At 65.6% G+C, this 18,909-nt stretch carries 16 protein-coding genes and 1 riboswitch; of the genes, 1 reads left to right on the top strand and 15 read right to left on the bottom strand.

Features of this window, described 5'->3' with window-relative positions:
• Nucleotides 1–108 precede the first annotated feature (108 nt).
• Nucleotides 109–2,460: a xanthine dehydrogenase family protein molybdopterin-binding subunit gene (locus ACSQ3P_RS07250; protein WP_436164892.1), complete on the top strand. Its 2,352-nt coding sequence runs from the start codon at nt 109–111 to the stop codon at nt 2,458–2,460.
• Here ACSQ3P_RS07250 and ACSQ3P_RS07255 read toward each other — a convergent pair.
• From ACSQ3P_RS07255 to ACSQ3P_RS07325, 15 genes are all read right to left on the bottom strand, one after another.
• Nucleotides 2,457–3,224: an SDR family oxidoreductase gene (locus ACSQ3P_RS07255; RefSeq protein WP_436164893.1), complete on the bottom strand. Its 768-nt coding sequence runs from the start codon at nt 3,222–3,224 to the stop codon at nt 2,457–2,459. The genes ACSQ3P_RS07250 and ACSQ3P_RS07255 overlap by 4 nt on opposite strands.
• Before the next feature lie 12 nt (nt 3,225–3,236).
• Nucleotides 3,237–4,220 carry an ABC transporter substrate-binding protein gene (locus ACSQ3P_RS07260; RefSeq protein ID WP_436164894.1) on the bottom strand — a complete coding sequence of 328 codons (984 nt, stop codon included), beginning with the start codon at nt 4,218–4,220 and terminating at the stop codon, nt 3,237–3,239.
• Nucleotides 4,221–4,223: 3 nt separating this feature from the next.
• The gene (locus tag ACSQ3P_RS07265; RefSeq protein WP_436164895.1) at nt 4,224–4,973 is read right to left on the bottom strand and encodes an ABC transporter permease; all 750 of its coding nucleotides are present in this window, start codon (nt 4,971–4,973) and stop codon (nt 4,224–4,226) included.
• Complete coding sequence (locus tag ACSQ3P_RS07270; RefSeq protein ID WP_436164896.1) at nt 4,970–5,734, bottom strand: ABC transporter ATP-binding protein; 765 nt, start codon at nt 5,732–5,734, stop codon at nt 4,970–4,972. The genes ACSQ3P_RS07265 and ACSQ3P_RS07270 overlap by 4 nt, the downstream gene beginning before the upstream one ends.
• A complete protein-coding gene (locus ACSQ3P_RS07275; RefSeq protein WP_436164897.1) occupies nt 5,724–7,172 on the bottom strand; it encodes an acyl-CoA reductase in 1,449 nt (482 codons plus the stop codon). Before ACSQ3P_RS07275 ends, ACSQ3P_RS07270 begins: the two co-directional genes overlap by 11 nt.
• A 4-nt stretch (nt 7,173–7,176) precedes the next feature.
• On the bottom strand, nt 7,177–8,295 hold the full coding sequence (locus ACSQ3P_RS07280; RefSeq protein WP_436164898.1) for a hypothetical protein: 1,119 nt from the start codon (nt 8,293–8,295) through the stop codon (nt 7,177–7,179).
• A gap of 93 nt (nt 8,296–8,388) precedes the next feature.
• Nucleotides 8,389–8,518, bottom strand: a riboswitch (TPP riboswitch).
• A gap of 83 nt (nt 8,519–8,601) precedes the next feature.
• Entirely contained in the window at nt 8,602–9,519 is a 918-nt protein-coding gene (locus tag ACSQ3P_RS07285) for a hypothetical protein (protein ID WP_436164899.1), read from the bottom strand.
• Nucleotides 9,507–10,514: an aspartate/ornithine carbamoyltransferase family protein gene (locus ACSQ3P_RS07290; RefSeq protein ID WP_436164900.1), complete on the bottom strand. Its 1,008-nt coding sequence runs from the start codon at nt 10,512–10,514 to the stop codon at nt 9,507–9,509. The genes ACSQ3P_RS07285 and ACSQ3P_RS07290 overlap by 13 nt, the downstream gene beginning before the upstream one ends.
• Before the next feature lie 43 nt (nt 10,515–10,557).
• Nucleotides 10,558–12,474 (bottom strand): putative bifunctional diguanylate cyclase/phosphodiesterase, encoded by a 1,917-nt coding sequence (locus tag ACSQ3P_RS07295; protein ID WP_436164901.1) that lies wholly within the window; start codon nt 12,472–12,474, stop codon nt 10,558–10,560.
• Nucleotides 12,475–12,684: 210 nt separating this feature from the next.
• Nucleotides 12,685–14,061 (bottom strand): LLM class flavin-dependent oxidoreductase, encoded by a 1,377-nt coding sequence (locus ACSQ3P_RS07300; protein ID WP_436164902.1) that lies wholly within the window; start codon nt 14,059–14,061, stop codon nt 12,685–12,687.
• 59 nt (nt 14,062–14,120) lie between these two features.
• On the bottom strand, nt 14,121–15,461 hold the full coding sequence (locus tag ACSQ3P_RS07305) for an LLM class flavin-dependent oxidoreductase (RefSeq protein ID WP_436164903.1): 1,341 nt from the start codon (nt 15,459–15,461) through the stop codon (nt 14,121–14,123).
• Nucleotides 15,458–16,051 carry a cysteine hydrolase family protein gene (locus tag ACSQ3P_RS07310; protein WP_436164904.1) on the bottom strand — a complete coding sequence of 198 codons (594 nt, stop codon included), beginning with the start codon at nt 16,049–16,051 and terminating at the stop codon, nt 15,458–15,460. The genes ACSQ3P_RS07305 and ACSQ3P_RS07310 overlap by 4 nt, the downstream gene beginning before the upstream one ends.
• 4 nt (nt 16,052–16,055) lie before the next feature.
• Nucleotides 16,056–16,859 carry an amino acid ABC transporter ATP-binding protein gene (locus ACSQ3P_RS07315; RefSeq protein WP_436164905.1) on the bottom strand — a complete coding sequence of 268 codons (804 nt, stop codon included), beginning with the start codon at nt 16,857–16,859 and terminating at the stop codon, nt 16,056–16,058.
• Between the two features lie 28 nt (nt 16,860–16,887).
• Nucleotides 16,888–17,775, bottom strand: coding sequence for an amino acid ABC transporter permease (locus ACSQ3P_RS07320; RefSeq protein WP_436164906.1), 888 nt, complete (start codon nt 17,773–17,775; stop codon nt 16,888–16,890).
• A 110-nt stretch (nt 17,776–17,885) separates the two neighbouring features.
• Nucleotides 17,886–18,767 (bottom strand): transporter substrate-binding domain-containing protein, encoded by an 882-nt coding sequence (locus ACSQ3P_RS07325; RefSeq protein ID WP_436164907.1) that lies wholly within the window; start codon nt 18,765–18,767, stop codon nt 17,886–17,888.
• Between the last annotated feature and the right edge of the window lie 142 nt (nt 18,768–18,909).

The raw sequence follows: 18,909 nt of genomic DNA on the forward strand, positions 1-18,909 counted from the left end.
GTATCCAGGAACAGGGCTCGTAGCCGGCTAGATGGCAAAGCGGTTGCATCCAGCTCCGCATGGGCTGCGACCTGGCTGCGGACGGCATAAAGGCGAGAGCGAAGCGATATGAATGACGGCCTGATCGCCTCGGACACCATGCGCATGGTCCCCGCGCCCGATGACCCGCGCTCGTTACGGCGACGCGAGGATCAGCGCTTTCTCACCGGCGCGGGCCGTTATCTCGACGATCAACCCGTCCCTGGCGAACTCTTCGCCGCCATGGTGCGCTCGCCCCATGCCCATGCCCGCATCCTCTCGATCGATACCGCGGCAGCAGCCGAGATGCCCGGTGTGCGGGGCATCTACACTGCCGACGATCTCGACGGGCTTCACCCCCTGCCCTGCTACATCGTGGTCAAGACCGTCGATCCGCTGATCGTGCCACCGCGCTTTCCGCTGGCGCGCGAGCGGGTGCGCCATGTCGGCGATCTCGTCGCCTTCGTCGTCGCCGAGAGCCGCGAGGCCGCGCGCGACGCCTGCGAGCAGGTCATCGTCGACTACGACATCCTGCCCTCGGTAACCGAACTGCGCAGCGCGCTTGACCCGCAGGCTGCGCAGATCTGGCCGGAAGCGCCAGGCAACCTGGCCTTCCGCTTCGAGCGCGGCGACCGGGAAGCGGTGGCGAAGGCCTTTGCCAGCGCCGCCCATGTCGCCTCCTGCGACCTCGTCAACAACCGCATCGTGGCGGCCGCCCTGGAGCCGCGCATCGCACTCGGCCGCTTCGATCCGGCGAGCGGGGTCTATAGCCTGGCGATCAGCGGCGCCTCGGTCCACGCCATCCGCCGCGAGCTGGCTGAGGGCGTCTTCGGCCTGCCCCTCGACAAGATCGAGGTCTCCTGCCCCGATGTCGGCGGCGGCTTCGGCATGAAGAACGTCACCTATCCCGAATATGCCCTGGTGCTGTGGGCGGCGCGCAAGCTCGCGCGACCGGTGCACTGGACGGCCGACCGCCTCGACGAGTTCACCAGCGGCGTACATGGCCGCGACAACCTCACCAAGGCGCGGCTGGCGCTCGACGCCAAGGGCCGTTTCCTGGCGCTGGCGGTCGAAACGCTCGGCAATCTCGGCGCCTATATCTCCTCGCTCGGCCCGGGAAGTTCGACGAATTCACCATCGACCGCGATGGGCGGGCTCTACGACATCCCGGCCATGACGATGGATGTGCGCGGCGTCTTCACCAACACGGTGCCCATCGACGCCTATCGCGGCGCCGGCAAACCGGAGGCCAACTATCTGCTGGAGCGGCTGATCGATACGGCCGCGCACCAGCTCGCGATCGATCCGGCGGAACTGCGCCGACGCAACTTCATCCGGCGCTTTCCCCATCGTAGCGCCTTCGGCACCGTGATCGATTGCGGCACGTTCGCGGAGAATCTCGACCGGGTCCTGGCCGCGGCCAACCGTGCCGACTTCGCCAAGCGCAAACGCGAGGCGAAGAAGCGCGGCAAGTTGCGCGGCTTCGGCATCGGCTGCTTTCTGGAAACGTCGCGCGGCCAGCCCAATGAAGAGGCCTGGCTGACGGTGCGGCGCGACGGGGCCATCGACATGGCGGTCGGCACGCAATCCAACGGCCAGGGCCATGAGACAAGCTTCGCACAGGTCACAGCGCAGCGGCTGGGATTGCCCGTTGAAACCTTCCAGCTGGTGCAGGGCGACACCGCCCTGGTGCCGCGCGGCGGCGGCCATGGCGGGGCGCGCTCCCTGCATCTGGGCGGAACGGCGTTGCTGATGGCCGCCGACGATCTGATCGCCAGGGCGCGCCCCGTCGCGGCGCAATTGCTGCAGGTCGGGGCGGGCGAACTGGCCTTCGGCGACGGTCGCTTTCGCACCGTTGCAGGGGCCGACGGCCTGGTGAAGGAGATCGATCTCTTCACCATTGCCCGGCATGTCGCGGAGAGCACCGGCGCGGCCCTGAGCAGCCATGGCGACAATATCTGCGACGTCATCACCTTTCCCAACGGCGCGCAGGTCGCCGAGGTCGAGATCGATCCCGAAACGGGAGCCGTGTCGCTGGAGCGCTATGTCGCCGTCGACGACTACGGCCGGCTGGTCAATCCGCTGCTGACGGAGGCCCAAGTCCATGGCGGGTTGGCGCAAGGCATCGGGCAGGCGCTGCTCGAGGAAGCGGTCTACGATCCCGATTCCGGCCAGCTCCTCAGCGCGACCTTCATGGACTACGCCATGCCGCGCGCCGACGACATTCCGTTCTTCGATCTGGAGATGGTCGAGGTGCCGACGAAAGCCAATCCGCTGGGTGCGAAAGGCTCGGGCCAGGCCGGCTGCATCGGCGCGCCGCAAACGGTGATGAACGCGGTCCTCGACGCGCTGCGCCCGCTCGGCGTGACGCATCTCGACATGCCCGCAACCCCTGCCCGCGTCTGGCGGGCGATCAGGGATGCGCAGGCGGCCGCGCCTTAAGCCATTACCAGCCCGCCATCGACATGGAGCGTCTGCCCGGTAACGAAGCCGCTCCAGTCCGAGGCGAGGAAGAGGACCGGGCCGGTGACATCCTCGGGCGTCGCGATCCGGCGCAGCGGCGTCTGGGCGATGAGAGCTTCCCTCACCTCCTCCTTGGTCGCGCGGCTGGCATCGGTCGGATAGACCAGCCCGGGCGCGACGCAATTGACCCGGATTCCCAGGGGCCCGAGTTCGGCGGCGAGGGTCCGGCTGAAGCCGATCAGGGCCGATTTCGCCGTGGTGTAGTCGTGATAGGGAATGCTCGGACGCGCAACGAGATCGCTCGTCATGTTGACGATGCTGCCTCTCAGCCGCTGCTTCATCAAGGGCAGCACGGCCTGGCAGAGATTATAGGTCGCCTTCAGCGCGCCATCGAATTGCGTCTGATAGGCCGACCAAGGCGTGTCCCAGAAGCGCGTCCGATCGTCGGGATCGAAGACATAGGGCGCGAAAGCGTTGTTAATGACAGCGTCGACCTTGCCGACCTCGTCGGCGATGCGCGCCATCATCGCCGTGACCTGCGCTTCCGAGGTCACATCGGCTGCGATCGCCAGGGCCTGCCCGCCCAGCGCCCGGCAGGCTTCGACGACCTGCAGCGCAGCCGCCTCATTGCTGAGATAGTTGACGACGACGAGCCCGCCCTCGGCGGCGAAGGCTTTTGCAAGCGCAGCCCCGATGCCCCGGCTCGCACCCGTGACGATGATGGTTCTGTCGCGGAAATTCATAGCGTTCCCGTCCTATGGGATCAGGTCGGATTTGACGACCTGGCCGATATCGATCGGCTTGGCGATCAGGCCGAGCTGCCTGAAGGTATCGGCCCCCTTCTGCATCGGCTCGGGGTCGAAATGGCCCAGCCCCTTGCTGTCGGTGGTCGGGGAGACGGTCGAGAGGTTGCGCAGCTTGATGATCTCCAGATTGAGCGCCTCGTCGCGGCCGTTGATGGCGCGGGTGACGGCGATCTTCGCGGCCTCCTCGGGCTTGGCGATCATCCAGGCGGCGCTCTCGCGATAGGCGGCAAGGAAGCGCTTCAGCAGCGGCTTCTTCGCCTCATAGGTCGCCTGCGTCACCACGAAGATGTCGCTGGGCAGGTTGAGATGGTCCTTGACCTCGATGACGTCGACCTCGGGCAGCCCCTTCATCCGGCCGACCAGGAGACCCGTATCTGTCGCGGCGGTGGCGTCGACCTGCCCCTGGACCAGCGGCGCGAAGTTCAGCAGGCCCGTGACCTCGATGGTGACGTCGCTCTCGGTCAGGCCGACCTGCTGCAGCAGCACCTGCAGGTTCTGGCGCGTGCCGCTCGACAGGCTATAGACACCGATGCGCTTGCCCTTGAGGTCAGCCGGCCTTTTGATGCCGGCGCTCCTGGGCGCGACCACGTTGAAGACGTTCTGCGGATAGATGTTGTAGATCGCCACCAGCTTCTCGCCCTTGTCGAGGGCGAGATAGAGCGAGGCCGGATCGGTGAAGGCGATGTCGGCCTTGCCGGTCAGCATGGTCTGGATGGCGGAGCCACCACCCGTGCCTGGCACGTAGTCCAGTGCGATCCCTTTCGCCTTGAAGAAGCCCTTGTCGGGCTCGGCGAGCAGATTGGTGATCTCGCTGATCGGCTGGCTCCAACCTGCGACGGTGACCGTGTCCAGGGTTTGCGCCCGGCTGGCGCAACCCAGCAAGGCTGAGAAAGCCAGCGCCAGGGCGATGCAGCGACGTGATGGGCTGAACATGGACTATCCTTTCAGATGATGGCGAAGCAGCAGGCTCTCGAGCCAGATCGCGGCCTGGTAGAACAGCATGCCCATGAGGGTGATCACGATGAAGAGTGCGAACATCAGGCCTGAATCCATCACGCTCTGGGCGGCGATGATGGAGGCCCCGAGCCCAGCCCTGCCCCCGATGAATTCGCCGACGACCGCGCCAACCAGCGCCAGCACGACCGCGACGCGGACACCCGCCATGATCACCGGCAAGGCGCTCGGCAGCTTCAGCCGCAGCAAGGTCTGGAGACGCGTCGCGCCCAGCATGCGGAACAGCTCGCGCCGCGCTGGATCGACCTGGCTCAGCCCGGTCATGGTGTTCTCCATCAGCGGGAAGAAGCAGATCAGGGCGGTGATCACGACCGTCGAGGTCATGCCGAAGCCGAACCAGATGATGAAGAGCGGGCCGAGCGCGAGCTTGGGCACGACCTGGCTGGCAACGATATAGGGATGTAGCAGGCGGCGCAGGAAGCCTACCTCCGCCAGCACGACCCCGGCCACAAGCCCGACCGCGCAGCCCAAGGCGAGGCCCAGCGCCATCTCCGCCGCCGTGATCCGCAGATGCGGCAGCAGGCGCCCGCTGGCGATCTCGCTCCACAGCGTCGCCAGCACGACTGAGGGCGGCGGCACGATCAGCGCCGGCACGCCGGCAAACCGGCAATAGAGCTCCCAGCCGGCGAGCAGGACCAGAAGCAACAGGGCAGAGGACAGGCGCGCGATCATGGCGCCAGATCCATCGCCTGCCGCAACTCGCGGCAGAGCGCGTTGAAGGCCTGGCCGTAGCGCAATTCGCGTTGGCGCGGCCGGGGCAGGTCCACGGCGATCTGATGGTGCAAACGCCCCGCCGCCATCACCGCAACGCGATCGGCCAGATAGACGGCCTCAGTGATGTCATGGGTCACGAACAGCACCGTCGTTCCATGCAGGGCGCAGAGCCTCAGGAGGTCGTCCTGCAATTCCTCGCGGGTCAGCGCGTCGAGCGCGGCGAAAGGCTCGTCGAGCAGCAGCACGGCCGGCTGGGTGACCAGCGCGCGCGCGACCGCAACGCGGCTTTGCTGCCCGCCCGACAATTCGCTGGGATAGCGCTGCGCATAGCCGTCCAGCGAAACCAGTTTCAGCAGATCGAGCGCAGCCTCCCGGTCCGCCGCGCGCGGGCGGCGCTTCAGCGAGATCGGCAAGAGCACATTGTCGAGCACGCTCGCCCAATCCAGCAGGGTCGGGGCCTGGAAGACGAAGCCGATCTGCGGACCCGGCTCGCGCAAGGCGGCGCCGTCGATCCTGACGATCCCCTCATCGGGCAGGAGCAGGCCGGCGGCAAGCTTCAGCAGGGTCGTCTTGCCGCAGCCGCTGCGCCCGACCAGGCAATGGATCGCGCCGCGCGGGATCGTCCAGTCGACATGGTCGACGATTGCGGGCCAATCGCCATAGCCATAGCTCGCCCGGTCGATGGCGACGAAGCCTTCGCTATGCGGCTCAATCGACATAAGGCGCGAACCCGTCCGCGGCGGCTTCCGCCGCATGCTCGATCTCGGTCAGGGTGACGAAGTCGAGCAGGTTGAAGCGCCCGTCATTGTGCCAGCCGGCCTCGGGCGCGGTCATCGCGCCAAGCGCGCAGATGCGCGTCACGCCGACCTGCCCGAGCAGACCGGCGAGCCGGAATAGCTCCTCGGGTTCCGCCGCGATCCCGGCGCTTTGGAGGAAGGACCGGAAGGGGGCGATCAGGCCGACGACGTCGTCGAGCCTGTCGACGGCGACGATGGAGAGCGTCCGATTGAGGCCGCTGGGGGCCAGCGCCTGCGCATTCTCGACATGGACGATGCTCCAAGCGTCGGAAGCGTCACCCAGGAGGTCGCGGTCGCCGCCAAGGCTACGAAGCTCCTGCGCGCCGCGCCAGGACGCGGCACTGGCAGCCTCCTCGATCGAGAGCGCGCGGCGCGGGTGCTTGCGGGCGAAGCTCGCCAGTTCATGGCCGACATAGGCGGAGAAGTCGCGCGGCGAGACGCGCCCGCCGCGCTCGACGAAGAGCATCTGCGGGGAATAGCAGCCCTGCTGATCATAGCGCATCACGTCATAGGCGGCCTGCCGGGCAAGCGCGCCTGCCTTGCGCGTATCCAGCGCCGCGCGCGCGACCATGCCGAAGCCGATCTTGTGGCCGTGCGGCAGGTAACGGGCGGTGACCGGCGCGCGATCCCGGATCGCCTTCAGCGCATCATTGCCGCCATAGGCGACGATGGCGTCGGCCTGCGCCAGCCAGACGCGCTCGCCGGCCTCGTCACCGCCCTTCCACCAGACCACGGCGAGACACTCGCCCAGGCGCGGATCGATCTCGGCCAGGATGCGGGCGAACCAACCCGCCAGCAGCGGCTCGGCGGTGGCGACCTTGCCGATGCTCCCGGCCTTGACCAGCAGGCCCGATATCAGGCTCCAGAGCGGCAGGCCCGGAACATTGCCGGCCCAGACATGCAGCAGTAGGTCCGGCCCGAACGCCTTGGCAAAGCCGCCCTTCGGCCTGGACTGGAAATCGTCGAGGATCTGCGGATCGGCGAAATCCTCGGCCAGGAAGCGCTTGAGCTGCGGCTGCCGGAAGGTCTTCAGATAGCCGGTCAGGCCGAGCCGGATCATCTCGGGATCATAACCCGTCACGATCGGCAGCAGTCTTTCGGCCTTTTGCCGCCAGGCATCGTCCCGATCGAGCAATCGCGCGATCGCCTGGTCGATGATCGCGGTGATCTCGGCGATGCGCAGGGTCTTGAGATAAGCGCGGGCATTATCGCGCACGCGCCCTGCCAGCGCAGTGGCTTGCGCTTCGCTCAGCACGGGCACGCGGACCTCCACAGCCTCGCCCCAAGCGCTGAAGTGAAGCAGCTTCCACTCCACCTCGCCGGCTGACAAGCCAGGCAGATGCCCTGCGAATTCGGCCATGACCTCAGCCACGAGCCGCTTTCAGGAATTCCTCGACCGCCACGGAGCAGCCCTTGGAATCGGCGCCATCGACGCGGCCCAGCAGGCGGAAGCCGCCCGGGACGACGATGCCGGCATCCTCGGTCAGGATCGCCGAGACCGAGTTGAAATGGGCGAGATCGTGATGGACCAGCACGCCGGTCTCGCCCGCAGGCACATCCTGACCGGTCAGCGGGTTCACCACCCGGCTGCGGATCCAGTGCGGGCCCGACTTCACCGGTGGGCAAGTCTTGGGCGGGCAAGTCTCGTTGCCCCAATCGTAGAACTGGGTGCTGAGCTCGGTCATGCCGTACATGTTGATGCAGCGCTCCCGGGGCACGCCGAGCGCGGCCGCGAGAGCGTCGTAGAACTCGTCCGCCGCCAATTCGCGCGACTGCCCCTTGAAGCCGCCAGTGTCGAGGATGCGGCTACCCGGCGGCAGCGCGAAGCGCCGGCCCTGCCGCTGCAATTCATCGAGCAGATGCACGAAGCTGTAGCTCGCTCCCAGCAGCGCATAAGGCTCGCCCCTCGCCTCGGCATGCGCCAGCGCCGCGAGCAGACGCGCAGTGGCGAGGCCTGCCTCGTCGATGAAGCCTTCGCTGTCGGGCGTCCCGAATTCGCGCCGCGCCAAAGCGAGGTAATGCGCGAGCGAGGAATTCGGCATCGCCTGCTCGTCGGGGAACAGAATACCCATGCGGATTCGGTCCAGCCCCTGCATCCCGTTCCGCCCCTGCATGAAGCGCTGCCGGAAATTCAGGATCATCGAACGGTCGTAGACAGCGAGCGTCGGGTGATAGCTGCGTCCCCGCTGCCCGCCACGGGTCGTGCCGCTCGTCATGAAAACGTGCTCGATCCCCTCCGTGGGGCGGCAGCTCAGCGTCAGATCCTTGAAAGCGTCGATCGGAACAGCGGGAATGTCGCGCCAGCTCCGGACGGCAAGCGGCGTCCTGCCTCGCGCCGCGGCAAAGCGGCGATAGGGCTGATTGTTCTCGAACTGGTAGGCGAAGATGCGCAGCGCCAGCCGGTCGAAATCCTCGTCCGTCGCTTCTTCCCTGTCGAAGAACTCCAGCAGGGTCGCAATGATCTGCGCTTCCGTCACGTCCATGCACACCTTCCGAGACATCAAGGCGCAATCCGGCACGCTTCCGGTCTGCGACCCGCTGTCCGGCCAATGGCGCGAGCATGGAAAAGGGGCGGCTTGCCACCCTATGTCCCGCATCCCTACGCCGGTATGAGCCGGATCAGGTTCGGAGGGTCACCGCGTTGCTCGAAACGGATTCGAGCCGGCGGAATCTCAGCCTCCTAGCGAGGCCCCCCTGGGAACGGGCGCACCATGACGGCGGCGGCGCGGCCATGTCAAGAATGCGACATGCCGACAGCCCGCTATCGCGAGCTTGCCGGCGGCATGAGCTCAGCCTTCCCGGCTTCGAGCGCGCGTTTGCGGCAGGCTGGTGATGATCGCTCCCGCCACGACGAGCAATCCGGGCAGGACGACGCTCTCGCTCAGCATCTCCTTGAAGACGAAATAGCCGATGAGCGTCAGGAACGGCACGCGCAGCGTGTCGGCGGCACAGAGTTGCAGCGCGGAACCATAACGCGAGGCGTTCGCCAGCGCCGTCTGCGTGACGAAACCGGCAAGCATCAGCACACCAACCGCCAGTGAAACGCCGAGCACGTCCTCGAGATGAAAGTCGCGCGGCTGAGCCGCTCCCCCCACGTCGAGGCCGATCAAGAGCGCGCACAGATAAACCGGAAGCTGCACGGCATGCATGACGAACACGATCAGGACGATGCTCTTGCTCTCGGCCAGCCGGGCCAGCATCAAATTCGTGATCGTCAGCAGGGCGACCGCACCGACAGGGATCAGCAGGCGCGGATCATGCGACACACCCTGCGAGAACAGCAGATAGGCGCTTCCAACGGCGATGAGCGACAATCCCAGGCAGGCGACAGCTCCCGGGATCAATCCCGCGACGACGAGGCCCAGCATCGCCGCAAAGAGAGGCCCCGAGAACTCGATTGTCGCGATGAAGCCCAGGGGAAGATTGGCCAGGCTCCAGATCAACGCCAAGGACCCGATCAGGTGTATCAAGCTGCGCTGGACATGATAGCCGAACTGCATGCCGACCAGTTGGCGCAAGACCGCTTTGCTTCTGAAGACGAGAAATCCGGCAAGGATGAGCGAGCCGGCGGAGCGGATCGCCGCGATCTCGACGATGCGGAAGGAATGCGACAGATAGCGAATGGCTATCGCCACCGCGATATAGGCCAGGAAATAGGCCAGCATCCAAACCGAGAATGCCAGGAAACGGCGCGTCAACCTGTCCATGGAATACCCAGAAGCATTCGCTCCAAGATGGCCATCCTCACCGGCAAGGACAATTTGACCTGTCGAAAATAGCCTGCATTCGGCAGCGCGTCGCATGACACGTCCAGCTCGGAGAAACGCGGGAGAGGGTTCAGGATCAGGGTGTCGGATTTCGCATCGAGGATCTTCTTGGCGGTCAGCGTGAAGGGTTCCGTCTCGGTTTCCTTGTCGACGGCCTCGCTGCCCAGGGACGCATGCGCGAAGCGGCTCATATCCTGCATCTGAATGATCAGGACGTCGTGCTCCAGGGTGTCCCTGACGTCGTGAACGAAGGAGACCTTGCAGCCCAGGCTCGCCAGCAACGCGATCGCTTCGCGCATCGGCGGATTGATCGGCACGTCCGGCAGGGAGCAGAGCGTGAAGCGCCGGGGCGGCGAGAGGCGCAGCATCTTCACGAAGGACAGGGCAAAGCGCGCGCGCGTATCGCTCGACAAGGCAATCGACAGATCTTTGACGTCCCCGCGCAATTTGTGGATGGCGAAGAGATCGATCAAAGCCTGGGTCGGGTGCTCGTCGGCGCCGTTGCCGGCATTGACGACCGGCAGATAGCTCAACCGGCCGATCTGATATGGCAGGCTCTCGGTATGCGAGCGCACCACGATCAGGTCGCTATAGGCCTCCACGGTGCGGATATGATCGTCGAGCGTTTCCCCTGTCGCGCTGCCCATCCGGCTGCGATCGGTATCGTAGACGTCGAGCGATTGGTGACCCAGGCGCAAGGCCGCGGCCTGAAAGCCCAGCCGCGTCCGCGTGCTGCGCTGGTCGAACAGGGTCGCGATCACCTTTGGCCGCCGCCTTATGAGATGAAGTCGGCTCGGCTGGTCGCCAGGCGCATCTTCCTCATTCTCTTCCGCCAGAAAGCGCTCGGCGCGCGCGAAGATATCATCGAGATCGTCGCGCGACACCGAATCGGCGCCAAGCAGGTCCTTGCCGCTCGGATAGTTCGGCCTCTGCATGGCGCCTCGCTCCCGTTCCGGCTCTATTACCGCGGGGACGCGCTCAAGCAACTTCTGGCCGCTTCCTCACGGCAACCGCAGCAGGCGCCGTGAGGTCCCCGACAAGGCTCATCCTGTCGGAGGCCACGCGATCCTTGATGATGGCGAGCAAAGCCTCGTCGGTCATCGGTTTCGCGAGGATGAATCCCTGTATCCCATGCAAGCTGAAGCGGCGCATCATGGCAAGCTGCGCCGCCGTTTCGATGCCTTCGACGATGATCGAGAGCCCGAGCTTATGAGCCAGGTCGGTGATCGCGGTCATCAGCGCGTTCACCTTGACCGACGAATCGATCTCATGGCTGAAGGTCTTATCGATCTTGATGATGTCGATCGGCAGCTTGGCCAGATAGCTCAGGGACGAGTATCCGGTCCCGAAATCGTCAAGCGCGATCCTGACGCCCATGGCTCGCAGCTTTTTCAGGCTCTCGATGATGTGCGGCGCGTCCTCGATGAGCGTCGATTCCGTGATCTCGAGCGTCAGGCGGCGCGGCGGCAGGCCCGACTTGCGCAGGATGGCGGCGACGATCGCGACGAGATCGTGATCGCTCTCGAACTGCCGCGCGGAGACGTTGACGCTGACGCCGACATTGCGCGGCCAGGCCAGGGCGGCGCGCACTGCGGTCTCGATCGCCCATGTGCCCAGCACCTTGATCAAGCCGGTGCGCTCGGCCACGGGAACGAAGGCTGCGGGGCTGACCACGCCGCGCCGCGGATGATCCCAGCGCAGCAGCGCCTCGACCAGCGTGACGCTGCCGGAGCGCGGGTTGTAAATCGGCTGGTAGACGAGCTGGAATTGCCCGGCGCGGAGCGCGTCCCGTAGATCGACCTCGAAGGCCAGGTGCTCATCGTGCTCGACGCTCAGTTCCGGCGTATAGACGACCAGATGGTTCCGGCCATCCGACTTGGCCTTGTAGAGCGCGATGTCGGCGCGCTTGAGGGCCTGTTCGACAGCCAGGCCAGCTTCGGCAACGACGACGCCGACGCTGACGGTTGCGGCGATGCTGCGCCCCTTGATCCGCCTCTGGGAGCCGATCCGCATCAGGATGCGGCGCGCGAGCTCGATCGCCTCGGTGCTCCCGCGCGACGTGACGATCATGAACTCGTCGCCGCCCATCCGCGCGGCGATATCGCCAGAGCCAAGGCAAGACGCCAGGGTCTCGCTGATCGAGAGCAGCAAAGCGTCCCCGACATCATGCCCATAGGTGTCGTTGATGCTCTTGAAATCATCGACATCGATGGAAAGGAGCGCGGTATCTTGTTTGCGTGCCAGCCGGTTCTCGATCTTGAGCAGAATCGAGCGCCGGTTGTCCAGATTCGTCAGCGTGTCGCGATTGGCCAGGATCTCGAGCTCCTCCATCGTGCGATGGCGGGACACGAACATCTCGTGAATGATTTGCGTGCTGGAGAAGGTCAAAATCGTCGTCAGCGCGACCGTCAGCGCGATCAGGACATAGGCCGGCTCCAAGGTCGCAGCCAATGCGACGGTGAAAGGCGCGCCGGAGATCAGGACCTGGATCTTCGTGATCAGGGGGCGCGAGGTGTTGCGCCCCGATATCCCCGCCAGATAGCCGATCGACTGCGCGATCGCCAGAACGGCAACCGGCTGGCTCGGATAGCGCCATAGGGCGTAGCAGCTGAATCCGGCAATGAGCGCAGCCGTTCCCCAGGCCCCAATCATCGCAAGCCGCTCGAAACGGGCCGCATCAAACGTTGCGCCAGCTACGGCGTGAGCCCGCTCATAGAGCCTGTGGGACGCGAACCGGAACAATCCAAGGCAAGCCATCAGGACGGCCAGGCCATAGAATACGAGATCATGGCCGGCGAGCAGGCCCGCCCCCAGCATGACCAAGGTGACCGTGATCGAACCGATAAGAATAGGCCCGGGCGTGGCGTAGAGCGCCGCGACTAGCTGGGCATTCATCGTATCCTTATCTTTGGGGAGCCGTTCTGCCTCAGCGACATGATTTGTGCTTCTGGACATAGGACACACTCGGCTCAGCGCCGGGTTCAACCCAGCTCAGATAATTATGGCTCCAGTCGAAGCCTCCCGAGGAGCATCTGCCTTCAAAGTTGAATAAATCCTAAGATTCCCGCCATTAATTCGCGCAGGCACGGGTTCCGGAGGGCAGGATCACGCTGTCCGAGAGGCACCAGATGCCGGAACAACCCCTTGGCCTGGTTCCAAGCGAGCCGCCGCCTTCGCCTGAGAGGGATGAGCGGGGCGCGCGAGCCCGAAATGCTCGCGCAGCGTCCGGCCGCTATAGTCCTTCCGGAACAAGCCGCGCCGGACGAGGATCGGAACGACCTCGTCGACAAACTCCTCGAACGGCCCCGGCACATGGGTCGGCTTGATGATGAAGCCATGCGCCGCTCCCTTCACGACCCACTCCTCAAGTTCGTCGGCGATCATGTCCGGCGTGCCGTAGATCACGCGATGGCCCGAACTCGCAGCCGTGTAATCGCGCAATTCGCGTAACGTCATTCCATGCCGCCTCGCGATCGACGCCAGCGTCGTGGCGTGCCCCTGCATCATGGCCGAGGGCGGCAGCTCCGGCAGAGGTTCGTCGAGCGGAAAACCCGACAGGTCATGTCCGAGCCGGTCGGACAGGACTTTCAAGGCGGCGTTCGGATCGGCGAGGCTTGCCAGCTCGGCGATCCTGGCCTTGGCTTCGGCTACCGTCTTCCCGATGACGGGGCAGACGCCCGGCATGATCCTGATCGCGTCGCGGGGACGCCCCACCGCCTCGCAGCGATCCCGCAGATCGTTGGCGAAGGCGATCGCTTCGTCCAGATCCTGCTGGACGGTGAACACGACCTCGGCTGTCGTCGCTGCAAGATCCCGGCCCGTATCGGAGGCGCCGGCCTGCATGATGACCGGGTAGCCCTGCGGCGGGCGCGTGATGTTGAGCGGGCCCTTGACCTTATAGAACTCCCCTTCATGGTCGAGCACATGCAGCTTGGCCGGGTCGACGAAGATCCCGCGCTCCTTGTCGCCGACGACGGCGCCCTCCTCCCAGCTGTCCCAGAGCCCCTTGACCACGGTGAGGTACTCGGCCGCCATCGCATAGCGCTCGGCATGCGGGGGATGCTTGTCGCGGCTGAAATTCGCGGCTGCGTCCGGGCTCGATCCGGTGACGACGTTCCAGCCGGCACGGCCGCCGCTCATATGGTCGATCGAGGCAAAGGCGCGGGCGAGATTGTAGGGCTCGGTGTAGGTCGTCGACACCGTCGCAGCGAGCCCGATATGCGTGGTCGTCATCGCCAATGCGGCGAGCAAGGTCAGCGGCTCCAGCCTGAGCATCATCGCCGGATGGGCGTTCAGCCCCGTATTCACCGCATCGGCGAAGAACAGGAAGTCGAACTTGCCGCGCTCTGCCGTACGGGCGAGGTGCTGCAGCAAGGGCAGGTTCTCGGAGCCGAACTGCGCGTCCGGCATGCGCCAGCCAGCGACATGGTTCCCGGCCCCGAACACCATCAATCCAAGATGCATCTCAGGCGGTTTCGGCATTCCGACACTCCCAATAATCTCAAGATGGCGCGCAGGATCACCCGTGCGCCTGCCTGTCGTCAGCTTCGCGCCTGTCCGCCCTCTGCCCGCATCTGCGCCGCGGGATGGGCCGGGCGGGCGAGACCAAGATGATCGCGCAAGGTAGCGCCCTCGTAATCCGCGCGGAACAGGCCACGCCGCACCAGGGCGGGGACGACCTCATCGACGAATTCCTCGGCATGCACCGGGAAATAAGGAGGGATGATCAGGAAGCCATCGGCCGCGCCGGCCGCGAGCCATTCCTCCAGCGCGTCAGCGATCTGGTCGGGCGTGCCATAGACTAGGCGGTGCCCCGAGCCGACCGCCGCATAGTCACGCAATTCGCGCAGGCTCATCTTGTGCCGCCGCGCGGCCGAGGCCAGCACCACGGCATGCCCCTGCATCATCGTGGACGGCGGTAGGTCCGGCACGGGGCCATCGAGCGGAAAGCCGGACAGATCCTGCCCCAGCCGGTCCGACAGCACCTTTAGTGCAGCGTCGGGATCGACCAGGCTCGCGAGCTCGGCGATCCGGGACTTGGCCTCGGCTTCGCTGCGCCCGACGATCGGGCAGACGCCCGGCATGATCCGGATCGCGTCGCGGGGACGCCCCACCGCCTCGCAGCGATCCCGCAGATCCTCCGCGAAGGCCAGCGCCTCATCCAGCGTCTGCTGCACGGTGAAGACGACCTCGGCAGTCGCTGCCGCAAGGTCGCGGCCCGTATCCGAGGCGCCGGCCTGGAAGATCACCGGATAGCCCTGCGGCGGGCGCGTGATGTTGAGCGGGCCCTTGACCTTGAAGAACGGTCCCTCATGGTCGAGCACATGCATCCTGGCAGGGTCGACGAAGACGCCGCGTTCCTTGTCGCCGACGAGTGCCCCCTCCTCCCAGCTGTCCCAGAGCCCTTTCGCAACCGCGACATATTCGGCGGCGATGGCATAGCGCTCGGCATGCGGAGGGTGCTTGTCGCGGCTGAAATTCGCGGCTGCGTCCGGGCTCGATCCCGTGACGACGTTCCAGCCGGCGCGGCCGCCGCTCATATGATCGATCGAAGCGAAGGCGCGGGCAAGGTTGTAGGGCTCGCTATAGGTCGTCGACACCGTCGCGACGAGCCCGATCCGCGAGGTCGTCATCGCCAGGGCAGCGAGCAGCGTCAATGGCTCCAGCCTGAGCATCATGCCGGGATGGGCGTTCAGCCCCGTATTGACCGCATCGGCGAAGAAGACGAGGTCGAACTTGCCGCGCTCGGCGGTGCGGGCGATCTGCTGCAGCAAAGGCAGGTTCTGCGAGCCGAACTGCGCATCCGGCATGCGCCAGCCCGCGACATGGTTCCCAGCCCCGAGCACCACCATGCCGAGATGCATTTGCGACGGCCGCGTCATGCCGATCTCGCTTCGTCTTGAGCTGCCCGGTCGTCTTGGGCTGCCCGATAGCGTTGTTCCTCCGCCGTGGTCACGACGGTGAGCTGCGGCGCGCGCGCCGCCATGATGGCGAGCGCCTGGTCGTGGACCGCAGCCGATTTGGCGGCGCATGCATCGGCGACGACGCGGATATGAGCCCCGTCATCGACCGCCGCCAGCGCCGTCGCGAGCACGCAGCAATCGGTCGAGACGCCGCAAAGCACGACGCTCGGCTCGGGACCAAAATAGGCGCGCGCCTCGGGCAGCCATTTGGAGAAGGTGTGGCTCGCGATGCTGGCGCGGTCCTGCCACGGATCATCGACCGGCCAGAGCCAGTCCGAGGCAACCTCCGTCGCGAAAGGCCATTTGCGATAATAGGCCTCCCAGCTCCCCGACAGAACTTTTGGAGGCACGAAGCGGGTGAAGAGCACCCGCTCGCCGAAGAGCGGAACCAGCGCCGCGATGCGCTGCGAGACCTCACCGAGCGTCGGCGTGAACCAGGGGCTCTGCGGATGCGAAAAGGCCGGCTGGAGATCGACCACCATGAGCCAGCTATCGTCTTGATGGGGCATCGGATCAATTCTGCTGGCGCAGCGAGCGCGCGAGAAAGGCCTGCGCGCGCGGATCGCGCGGTTGCGAAAGGGCGCTTTGCGGCGGGCCGCTTTCGATGATGACGCCGTCGGCCATCACGGCGACGAGATCGGCGACGTCGCGGGCGAACTGCACCTCATGGGTCACGATGATCATCGTCATTCCGGTCGCGGCAAGCCCCTTGATCACCTCCAGAACCTCGCCGACCAGATGCGGATCGAGCGACGAGGTCGGCTCGTCGAACAGCATCAGCTTCGGCGCCATCGCCAGCGCCCTGGCGATGGCGATCCGCTGCTGCTGCCCGCCCGACAGGTGCCGCGGAAAGCTGTTTGCCTTGTCGGCGAGGCCGACCCGCCGCAGCAAGTCGTGCCCGCGTTCGAGCGCAAGGGTGCGCGGCTCTCCGCGCACCCGGATCGGCGCGTCGATGATGTTGTCGATGACCGACATATGCGGGAACAGGTTGAAGTTCTGGAACACCATGCCGATATCGGCGCGCTGCCGGCTCACCTCGCGCTCGGGCATGCGGTAGAAGACACCGTTATGCTCCTTGCAGCCGATCGCGACGCCATCGACATAGACGACGCCTCTGTCGCTGACCTCCAGCGCGTTGATGCAGCGCAACAGCGTGCTCTTGCCGGCGCCGGACGGCCCGAGCAGGCAGACGACCTGGCCGCGATGGGCTTCGAGATTGACGCCCTTCAGGACCGCATTGTGTCCGCGCGTCTTCCAGACATCGACGATCCTGACGATCGGCGAGGCTGGATCCGGTTGAGGCGCGATCAGGTTCATCGGCTCCGCATTTCCGCTTCTGGTGAGGCTATGCGGCTGCGCCGGCATGGTGATGCCAGCCGCGCGAATAGTATTTTTCGATATAGAACTGAACGATCGACAGGACGCTGACCATGATCAGGTACCAGAGCGCCGCGACGATCAGCAGAGGGATCGTCTCGAAGGTCCTGGAGTAGATGTTCTCCACCGAATGCATCAGTTCGTGCAGCGCCACGACGCTGGCGATCGAGGTGTATTTGAGCATGCCGATCACCTGATTACCGGTCGGCGGCACGATCGCCTTCATCGCCTGGGGCAGCACGACCACGCGAAAGGTCTGGAAGGGCTTGTGACCGAGCGCCTTCGAGGCCTCGCTCTGCCCGGCATCGACGGAGAGCAGCCCGGCCCTGACAATCTCCGCCATATAGGCGCCCTCGTTGAAGCCGAGCCCCAGCAAGGCGGCGGTGAAGGAGGAAATCGCGACCGTGCTGGAAATCTCGTAGAATTTGGGCCCGCCGAACGGAATGCCGAGCGAGAGCTCCGGAAACAGCGACGCCAGATTGTACCAGAACACGAGCTGGACCAGCACCGGCGTGCCCCGGAAGAACCAGACGAAGGCGTGCGAACAGAACGCCAGCACCGGATCGGCGGACAGGCGCATCACCGCGACCACGATGCCGATGAGCGTGCCGATGACCATGACCAGGGCGGTCAGTTGGATCGTCATGGCAACGCCGGCAAGGACATCGCGGTGGAGCATGTAGCGGCCGACGACGGGCCACTGGAAGCCGGGATTGACGAGAAGCTGATAGACGATCCAGGCAGCCACGACGCCGACGACAGCGACCCCGAACCAGCGCCCGACCCGCCTGGGCGGCAGGATCTCAGGCCCCGCCGAGATGTCGTCTGCGCGAGCAGCCGTAGTTCGCGAATCCATCACGAGCTCCTGCGCCGGCACCGCAAACAGCCTTGCAAGGCTGTTCGCGCGCTCGCCCGGCAAAGTCGTGTGATCATGATGCTCCTCATCGTCCCGCGCATCAGCGGAACTCAGCTCGGCGGCAGCGGATTACGGATCTGCTCGACGGAGAGCGCGCCGTCGGGCACGCCGAAATCAGCGAGGATCTTCTGATAGCTGCCGTCAGTGACCGCGCTTTCGAGCGCGAGCCTGAGCGCCGTGCGAAGCGCCTCGTTGCCCTTGGCGATCACGATGCCGGAGGTGCTGATCGAGTCCGCCAAGGTGCTCGTCGTCATGTCGAGCTTCGGATTACCCTTGGCGATGTAGATGCCGACGGCCTTGGCCGTCATGAAGCCGTCGCCGCGTCCGTTCGACAACGCCAGATAGGTGTCGGCGCTGTTGGGGAAGAACAGGAAGGCGATTTCCTTCTGCCCGCTCTTGACGCAGGCCGCCGAGAGTTGCTCGGCGACCGCGATCTGGGCGCTGCCCTGGGTCAGGGCCAGCGTCTTGCCGCAGAGGCGGTTGATGTCGATATCCGTCGCGCCACGACGCACGAGCAGCCCGTAGCCCGAATTGAAATAGGGCAGGAAGTCGGCGACCTTCATCCGCTCTGCCGTCACGCCGATCTGGTTGACGCCGACATCGTAGCGCCCATTGGCGACGCCGGGAACGATCGACGGGAACTTGATGTCGTCGAATTCGGGCTTCAGGCCGAGCTTGCCCGCGAGCAGCGTGATCAGGCGGATATCGATGCCTTCGACCTCACCAGCCTCTGATTTATAGCCGAAGGGCGGCCATTGCAGCGAGGTCGCCGTTCGCAGCACGCCGGACGCCCTCGTCGCTTCCGGCAAGGCCGCGCGCGCGGCCTCGACCACCGTCTGCGCCTGCGACGCGCCCGGCAGCACGACCAAGGCGGCCAATCCGAAAAGCGCAGCGAGGAGGGCAGAACGCCTCGGCCTGGTATCGATCCACATCACGGTCACCCCTGCTTGTTGCAGCGCTCGACGCGGCAGGCTCCGAGCGCTCGACTATGATCTCCGGCGCGTCCTTCCGATCCAGCGATCAGGACGTGCAATCCGACTTCGGCATCGCCTGTTCGATTCCTCACGTCAGCCT

It is taken from the genome of Allobosea sp. LjRoot9, from assembly GCF_964252745.1.
Classification (GTDB): domain Bacteria; phylum Pseudomonadota; class Alphaproteobacteria; order Rhizobiales; family Beijerinckiaceae; genus Allobosea.